The sequence below is a fragment of the Nocardia sp. genome (assembly GCF_025465275.1).
Lineage (GTDB): Bacteria > Actinomycetota > Actinomycetes > Mycobacteriales > Mycobacteriaceae > Nocardia.
This window is the reverse complement of record NZ_JAODNK010000167.1, coordinates 22,797-31,618: the sequence shown is the minus strand read 5'-3', so window position 1 is coordinate 31,618 and position 8,822 is coordinate 22,797. Positions and strand designations below refer to the sequence as shown.

At 61.5% G+C, this 8,822-nt stretch carries 7 protein-coding genes; 6 read left to right on the top strand and 1 reads right to left on the bottom strand.

The features are described 5' to 3' along the window. Positions 1-536 precede the first annotated feature (536 nt). On the top strand, positions 537-845 hold the full coding sequence (locus tag JWN03_RS35015; RefSeq protein WP_297624191.1) for a hypothetical protein: 309 nt from the start codon (positions 537-539) through the stop codon (positions 843-845). Between the two features lie 77 nt (positions 846-922). Further along, positions 923-1,996 (top strand): hypothetical protein, encoded by a 1,074-nt coding sequence (locus JWN03_RS35010; RefSeq protein ID WP_297624187.1) that lies wholly within the window; start codon positions 923-925, stop codon positions 1,994-1,996. Between the two features lie 762 nt (positions 1,997-2,758). Here JWN03_RS35010 and JWN03_RS35005 read toward each other — a convergent pair. Next, on the bottom strand, positions 2,759-3,694 hold the full coding sequence (locus JWN03_RS35005) for a hypothetical protein (RefSeq protein ID WP_297624185.1): 936 nt from the start codon (positions 3,692-3,694) through the stop codon (positions 2,759-2,761). 1,200 nt (positions 3,695-4,894) lie between these two features. Here JWN03_RS35005 and JWN03_RS35000 point away from each other — a divergent pair. The 4 genes from JWN03_RS35000 to JWN03_RS34985 all read left to right on the top strand — a co-directional run bounded on the left by JWN03_RS35000 (position 4,895) and on the right by JWN03_RS34985 (position 8,822). After that, positions 4,895-5,035, top strand: a complete 141-nt coding sequence (locus tag JWN03_RS35000; RefSeq protein WP_297624182.1) for a hypothetical protein — start codon at positions 4,895-4,897, stop codon at positions 5,033-5,035. A gap of 198 nt (positions 5,036-5,233) precedes the next feature. Next, positions 5,234-6,436 carry a YcaO-like family protein gene (locus tag JWN03_RS34995; RefSeq protein ID WP_366914517.1) on the top strand — a complete coding sequence of 401 codons (1,203 nt, stop codon included), beginning with the start codon at positions 5,234-5,236 and terminating at the stop codon, positions 6,434-6,436. Further along, complete coding sequence (locus JWN03_RS34990; protein WP_297624179.1) at positions 6,433-7,842, top strand: TfuA-like protein; 1,410 nt, start codon at positions 6,433-6,435, stop codon at positions 7,840-7,842. The genes JWN03_RS34995 and JWN03_RS34990 overlap by 4 nt, the downstream gene beginning before the upstream one ends. 95 nt (positions 7,843-7,937) lie before the next feature. After that, positions 7,938-8,822, top strand: coding sequence for a hypothetical protein (locus JWN03_RS34985; RefSeq protein ID WP_297624176.1), 885 nt, complete (start codon positions 7,938-7,940; stop codon positions 8,820-8,822).

Here is an 8,822-nt window from a genome sequence, read left to right as displayed (position 1 = left end):
GTTAGATCAACAGGCCTTCCATCAAATTGTGAGCTGTCCACGCCACGGTAAGCTCACAGCCCCGGCGCTCGGCTGCATCCCAACTACACGAGTCCGGGGGCTCAAGGCGGGCCGAACTGTTCGCTCGTACCAGTCCCTTTCCCCAAAGTACGAGCATTGAGCCTGTCCCGGAACGACCGTTGGACATTAAAGGGTTTTCACAGGATTCTGACCAGCAGTGGACGGGGCCGTTGGACATTTCTGAGGGTCGGCTGAAGCGTTGCTGTGAGATGACTTTGATTCGGGTGTCTAGACATGACTTTGGTGTGCTGATTCCGATTGCGCGCGAAACTTCTAGGGCGGCCCTCGTTTTCGGAGGGCAGTCGTGATGGAGAACGCCAACTCGGTCACGATGCGAGTCGTCAAGACCGTCTTGATGTCTCGGCTGCATCCCACCTGTGGGCGTCCGCGATGCCAACGTGGCATCCTCGCTGGTTCTCGTGCCTCGCGGGCCCTCACCTCATGGATCACCACGCCGGTGATCTGGAGGATTCCCCATGCACGACAACCCGCGGATCAGCAATCCCTCACCCACTTCTTCCGACTCATCGACTGAACCGTCACCACCGTCCGCATCGGTGTGGACATGGCCGGCTGTAGCGGTTGTCCTGGTGCTCGTACCGTCAAGCTTTGTCTTCGCCTTCGTCGTGATCGCGAGCGGTGTCGAGCCGAAGACCGCCACCGCCCTGACACTATTTCTGGTCTCGGGGATCGTGTTCTGCGTTGTGCCCACACGATCCGGAAGTTCCGTTGCAGGCCGGTCGATTCGGGCGATCAGCGCCTTCCTCGAGACGGGTCCGAAATGACGATTCAGCCTGCGCCTATCTCGGGTCTCCCATCCGAACTCGCGCTGGACGCAGCGTCAGAGGCAGAGTTTCTCGCAATGATGCGCCACATGGTCGCCTGGTCGGGCCGCACCGTCGGGCAGATCTCCAAGTACTCCGGCATTCCCCGCAGCACTGCTTACCATTTCGTCTGTCCGACGAACGCTGTACTACCGAGGAAACGCGGGCAGGTTCAGTCGTTCGCGCAGGCCTGCAAACTCAGCCCTACTCAGATCACCACGGTGGTGAACATCTGGGAGGAGCTAAGCCAACTCCCTCCAACCCCACGCACCCACCAGGCCACTGACATCGAGCAAGTGACGGTCGCGGTAACCGCGCCCGAGACCGCCACCTCTGGCGGCCCTGTCGCGGACAAACTCCGCGCACGAAGGTCGCTCCTTTCACGGGGTGCGGGATCGTTCAAACGCTTGTTCTCCGGCGCCCGGGAGAGGTACGAGTCGAATGCGTTGCTGGGTCTGATCGCGCTCGCCTTCTGGGCAGGCTCCGACGCCCACGAAGTAGGTTCATTTGGCGAGGTCAGCAAGTTCGATCCGCCGCTCCTCGTGGCCGTGTTAGTTGCGCTGACACTGACGGGGGTTTACCTGGCTCGCCGTATGGCGGCAATGGCAACTATTGCCTCGGTCTGCCTGCGGGTCGCGGGATCCCTGGTGATCGCTGACGCCGCCGCCGTCAGTGTGGCCGGCATCCATGGCACGGGGGTTCGCTTCGTGGTTACCTTCGTCGGTGCTCTTCCAGGTGCACTTCTATGGGCCGCATTGCTCGATTGGCGAGGCGTATTCTCGGTCGTCCGCCGGACCCCCAGCCTCCTCGTGGCCGTGACCTTCCTCAGCGTGGCGATCGGATTCGACGCAAGTCTGCCTCTGGACCGAGAGGGTACAGACTGGCTGTCCACAATGGCCGTGGTGATCGGCTGGGTCTTCGCCGTGCTGCTGTTCCTGTTCGACAAGATCGTCGTCGGCCGCCCCCTCGTGGCATGGACAGACGAGACGGTAGCCATGACGGATGACGGGCAAATCTCGACCAGCCGCGAAGTCTGTCGACATCGATGCCGTAACCGGCGTCGGGATTCCGCTCTCACCGACGTGACCGCCGAGGAGACTCTCCAGAGTTGATTGTGATGTGCCCCGGCGGGCGGCCTCGGCCCGCCGGATTTCTCCGCGTCGTATGCAGCTTCCTTCGAGAATCCCACCGCCAACCCTGGTGCCACGTCCTTCGCGAACACCGAAGGCGCGCCCCGGCGTCGGCCCGGCACAGCCGGAATATGCAGGGACGCTTCAGTATACGGCTGTAGTATTAGGTCAGAACGAGCAATCGGTCCGCCGCCCGGCAACCCGCCCCGCGGACCGCGCCAAACGCATCGCCATCGTGCTCGACGGCCTACGCCCGCCCAGCCGCCGAGCGTGATCGATCCAATCCGACAGTCAACCGGATCAGCACCGAATTCGGCGTCACACGCACCACCGTCTACTGCCACCTCGACGACAAGGCCGCAACCGGCGAATAGACCGCTACCTTCCTCAAAGGTCGCCTTCAGGAATCCTGGGCAGTCACACCGGGGGCCAAATCAGGCTGTCACAGCCAAGGGCCAGCTCGCCGAGTTCCGGATGCGCGCGGCCGTAGTCACGCGCGTGGTCCAGCACCTACTGTGCCACGTCTGACCAGGCGGAAGTCCTTCGCGCGACTTTTCGCGTCACTGGACCCCATATGCCGAAAAGGCAAGTCTGCGGTGCAACTGATGCCGCTCGTGAAATAGATAGTTCTCGGTGTCACATATTTGAAAATAGGCCCGCGCCAGAATCTGGAGCGGATTCGCCCATCCACAAATTCAATACGCTCATCAGAACTAGAAATTCAGCATTTCGCAAGTGCGAATGTCAGACAGGTTTACCGACCACAATTCCCGCGATGCCGCGGTTCAGCGACTCACGGTTGATGATCGAAATGTTGGCTGGCGCGACGTCGTCGAAGGAGCTCGATGCGTGTCTTTTGATGGTGCCTCGATGGGCGTGTAGGAACAGCCCGAACTTCTCTTGGGCAGAATCGAGTAGTGCACGCGCTGCAGCATATTGTGACTCGCCCAACCCTGACGACCCGATCAGTTGGTCTGCGGTGCGGAAGGTACCGTTCTCGATTCGTTTGATGTGGGGATCGGCATCTCGATCGAAAGCCATCCTGTTTTCCGGGCGCAGCAGCCGTTGTTTGAAATCGTGATGTTCAGACAGGAAGTACCCCACTATGTAGCACCACGCCGAAAAGGCCCCTGTGGCGTGTCCGGTGAATTTGTTATTAGGGCCGAGGAATGGGTCCAGGGTGTAGAAATGTCCTGGAGTTCGTTCTCGATTCAGTCTGACCATCGTCTTGACCACAGCGTTCAACGCTACGGGCAATATTGGGAGGATTTCCGCCGTGACTTCTTCTCTTTCATGTAGATCTGTGATGTACCTGAGCGTCTTCTCGATCGCGTGCTGACTCCGGTACATGAATATCTCCTGATCGCGTGCGGCCCCTGGCGGCAGGAAGGACCGGGGGTCGCCGACCGGGTGGTATATCGCTATATCCGACCACGACAGATTCGGATGCCTTCCTTCGCGATCGGCGAGCATGCGAGCGACTCGTTGCAGCATCGAATTCTTGCTGCGTGCCGCATAATTCGCGTCCTCGGCGAAGGCGACGTCCAGGGAGCGGACGACCCAGACCAGGTCCAGGATCGCGAGGCGTCTTCGCGTGAAGTCGGTGTCTCGCACCAATTGGTCGTATATTCTTACCGGTATTGCGGATAATAAATTGTTTGCAGTATCGAACAACTCCACGGCCGATATGACACCTTGCCGGATCTGCTCGTTCTTAGTTCCCAGGGAATTGCAGACAAAATTGCTGAAGGCCCCTAACGGGCGTGTCATCTCCAGCGATGCCTCAGGATCGATATATGCTGTGTTCGAGTATGGTCGTATATCGGTGCCTGACTTAACCATCGTGCTGAACCTTGCCAGTGTTTGAAGTTCGGAAGGCGATTGGAAGCCTCTGTTGGAGAGTATCGGATATCATTCTGCGGCGGCTTCGGCAAGCCGGAGGCATCTGAGCTACCTGTTCCCAGTGATGGTCTGGCGCACCATGGTATGCGCGTCCGGATCGTACCGGCCAAATGTGACGTGAATTCATTGACCGCGATGCGGACCCAGGACCCGAAGCCGCCTGAAAGAAGACCACCGACCATAATCTCAGCTCCCTGGCAATCTGTCGCCAGCGAGTCCCGGGTGTGGGAGACTGGCTTAATGCGATGACGGTGAGCGGCAGCCCTCGCCCACATGAAGGGATCGCTACAGGAGTTCGCAGTACCGCCCCGTTCGATGCATATCCCGGGCGCGTGCACCCGGATCGGGCCGACATATGTCGTGTTGCTCCCGGAATCCATTGGCCTGGTCCAACAACAGTTGACGAACATCAGGACTGCCGTATCCGAATGGACAGCGACTCTGGGCTCATTTCGCCAGGTAGCAACACGACTGGTGCTGCCGTCGTACAGCAGGTGCACAACGGCGCCGTAGAGGTCGTGACCGTCGATCTTGTAATAGCCTGCCCTGTCGTCCATGACAGCCACATGGTTGAGGTACTCCGCTCCGCTTCCGACTTCCGAATCGGGCACGAGCATGCCCGACGAGCGGCAGTTGCAGCGCGATGCTCTTCTCACGGCTGGCAACTCGGTCTCGGCGGTGCTGGATTCGGCCTGATCGGATTATCGAGGGCTCGAATCATCGAGAGACAGAACTTCGCGCGACACCATACGAATGCGATGCCACGGTAGGCGGCCGATCAGACGAGCCCCACCTCCACTACGGACCGGTCCGGCCATACGCGCTGGTCGGTCGGCACCGTCACCAGCGTGACACGCGGTCTCCGACAGGTATTCCTAACACTGGGAACCATCTCTTCAACCGGACGGGGCGATCCCAGTAACCTGAGCAACGTCCACTATGGCGTTGGTATCCAACAGTTCTCGCATTGGGAGAATCATGAAAGGCATCTCGCTGAACGTCCCGAGCAGTAATGAACTCGAGGCGGAAATAAAAGAAGAAGTTCACGCGGCAGGCCGCTCCTACCAGTCACAAATGATCGGCGGTTGCCGGACCGTACTCGAAGTCGGCTACCTCTGACACGCGTGAATTCTCGGAGCGTCACCACATGCCGCCGCGCGGCGGCCCGATCCATGCGGTACTGCGGCGGTCGTGCGTACCGGACGTATCTGGTAGCCGTCGGCAGTGGGTAATCGCTCGCGGGCGGTGGTGCGGTTGGCATTGCGCCACCGCCCTTGAGATCTCTCTGAATCACTCTCTAAAAATTCGAGGATCGCCGTGTCATGGAACCTGCAAACCGACCGGCCGGAGGCCAGTACCCACGCCCAAGCGAACACGCTTAAAGATGGGAAGTCCTACTATGCGGGGACGCACCGTGTGTGCGCACCCGAGGAGACATTGGAACGGATCCGGCCGGCGTTCGCCGACGTCGGGTTGACACGCCTCGCGGACGTTACCTGGCTTGACGAGATCGGTATTCCTGTGGTCCAGGCGATCAGACCGAACGGGAAGTTGCTATCCGTCTCGCAGGGTAAAGGCCTGACCAAGGCCGCCGCGGCAGTGTCGGCCGCGATGGAAGCTATCGAGAGTTGGCACGCGGAGAACCTTCCGCAGGGCGAGGTGCGAGCATCCCTGTTCGAGATGCAGGGGAGCATCGGGTACCGGGTGGACAGCCTTCAACTTCCGGATCGGCACTCGCTCAACGCGCACCGACGGCTCGAATGGACCGCTGCCTGGCGTATTCGTGACGGCCAGGAGACATTCGTCCCTTCGGGATACTTACGCCTCGACAGTCGCGTGGCGTCACGGTACATGCCGCCGCTGTTCGACTCCTCGAGTAACGGGCTGGCGAGCGGGAACACCTTCGACGAAGCGACACTGCACGCACTCTACGAGCTGATCGAACGTGACGCCCAGGTCGAGTCGTTGCTCGGCGCCGGACCCAAGACGCTGATCCCGGAAACGATCGACGGCAATGCGGGGGAGCTGTGGGCCCGGTTCCGTGACGCGGACGTTCATGTCACGGCGGCTTACCTGCCGTCACCCACGGCGGTTCCCTGTTACATGGCCAAGATATGGAGTGATCTGTTCCCCGTCTTTTTCGCCGGCAGCGGTTGCCACCTGGACCGTGATGTCGCGTTGTGCCGCGCCCTGACCGAGGCCGCGCAGTCGCGTATTACCGCGATCGCCGGAACACGGGACGACATGACGCGGCAGCAGTACGACGACGCACGTTTGCATCAGCGGACATTCGGAGGAACGCCCACACATCAGCTCCCCGAGGGCTCGGAGGACTTCCAGGCAACGCCGAGCATCTCGCAGTATCTGCTGGCCGATGATCTAGCGCTCGTCGTCGATCAGATCGAACAGGCCACGGAACAGCCGGTTTTCGTCGCTGACCTCACCCGTCCCGAGATCGGCATTCCCGTCGCCCGCGCATTCGGTCCGGGCCTGCGCTACGATCCGGAGTTCCCATTTTGAACCGGTACCTTTTTGTCGGTCCCTCGCTTCCCGATGCCGAGTCCGTCGTGCCCGGTGGCGTTCGCCTGCTGCCACCGATCGCGGGCGGGGACGTCCTGCGTCTGCCGCTCGAATCGGGTGACGTCGTCGGGATCATCGATGGCTATTTCCATCACGTCCCCGCCGTGCGTCACAAAGAGCTGCTGCACATACTCGCGCACGGCGTACGCGTCGTCGGCGGCGCCAGTATCGGTGCGCTGCGCGCCGCCGAACTCGATGTGTTCGGTATGGAGGGCGTCGGTCAGATCTACGCCGACTTCCGCGACGGCGTCATCGACGGTGACGACGAGGTCGCGTTGATGCACGCACCATCGGATGCCGGATATCGGCCACATTCGGTGCCTCTGGTGGATGTCCGCGCGACTTTGGCCGCCGCCGAGGACGCGGGGGTCTGCGACCGAAACACGCGGCTGACGCTGATCGACGCATTATCGTCACTGTCCTACGCCAAACGGACCTACGCCCACATGATCGCGATCGGACACAAGTTGGGGCTGCGCACCTGTGACGTCACCGCGGTCGAGTCGTTCATCGAACGGTATGCGGTCAATCAGAAGCGTGCTGACGCTCTCTTGGTGGTGCAGTCGATCATGCATGACGCGCCGGACTGCGCCGCACCCGCAGTGGGCGCGTTTGAGCTGAACGAGACGATCTTCCTGTACTCGTGGCGGCTCGAATCGAACCGATCGCAGGTCCACATCGACGGCGAGGACGTGGACGTAAGCGACCTGGCGGCCTTGCGTGTCCTGCAGCTTTTCGCCCATGACTACGCGGCCTTCTACCGCCGATGGGCACTGAGGTGGATCGTCGAGGAGTGCGAGCGCGACTGCGGATCGTCGTCGGTTGGCGACGATCCACGTGAGCTGGTGAACCGAGCGATCGACCACGGGATCCATCGAGGGCTGTACGCGGACCCCGCTGGTGAATCCGGCAAAGATGTCGCGTGGCTTTCGGCGTGGACCACCGAGGAGGAGCTGCGTTCCTGCGATGTCGACGAACTGCTCGCGCACTTCCTGGTCCGGAGTTATCGGGTCGCACCTGGAATCGTGCCGGACGAGCCGGCGCTCGCCCAAGCACGACGATGCACGGTATTCCGGCACGCCACGCAGGCCGCATGTCTGTCCGACCTGATGGTGACCGAGCTGCAGCAACGGTACGCCCACTACCACCCGGCGGACCTCGACGAAACCCGGATCGCGGAGTGGCTCGCACAGCGTTGGCGCGTTCCGGTCGACGGCCTCGAACTGGCGGCGTTCGAGCGTGGTCTCAACGGGCGGGCGGGGTTGATAGCGGCTGCCCGGCCGCTTTACGTGTTCGCCAAGTACAACCCGACTCTCGTGGATCTGTTGATAGAGGAGACGCTGTGAATGCGCCTGCCCAGTCGAACCGCCAGCTCGTGAGCCCGTCCGCGCCACGACGGCGCCCAGCACGCGTGTGCCGCTCCTGCCTCTTCTACGAGGGCATGACCTTCACGCTCGAGGCTCCGACGCTCGGTGCCATGCGATGCGCGTCGTTCCGGATCGGCCCGGAGGGTATCTGCTCGATCTGCGCAGAGTTCCAGGCGGTGGAAATCCGGCGCGACGAGGAATACGCCGAGTTCCTGGAGGCGGTGAACAAGCACTCCGGGACCGCTGCCGTCGTCGCGGTGTCCGGCGGACGTGACAGCCTGTCGGCGCTCTGGTTCCTCAAGCACGAGCTGGGCCTCGAAGTCATCGCCGTCTGCCTGGACAGTGGATACATGGTTCCTGCGGCGTTGACACAACTGAGAGAGCTCTGCGCCACCCACGACATCGACCTGCGCGTCTTCGGTCTCGGTGAGGATGAGGCCGGCACGCTCACCCATGCCGTCGAGACCCTGGCATCCAGCGACGGCTCTCCGTGCCATCTCTGCAGTACATACACCGCACACCGCCTAACGAGTGTCGCTGACGAATGCGGGGCGCCTGCCGTCGTGTTCGGGACTAATCACTTCTTTCGCTGGGATGATCGCCCTATCGGGCTTTTCCACCGGAAGCGTCCCGACGGGCGAACGCGCGTGACGGTTGGTCTGCCCTATGTCGCGCGGTTGACGCGAAGTGATGCGACCAGACATACCCAGGCTATGGGGGCCCTCATCCAGACGACAGACGGTATCTCCACCAACTGCCACGTCCCCGCGCTTCTGCAGGTAAGGATCGGTCGTGAATGCGGCCATGTGCCGGAGTTGGAGATGCTCTCGCTCGAGGTGATCACGGGGCACCTGACGCGTGAGGAAGCACTCGCCGATGTCATCAAGGCGGCAACGGCGAGTAAGACCGCCGAATTGGACTGGCTGATCGAGACGATGGCGAACGCGCGTGAGCATTGA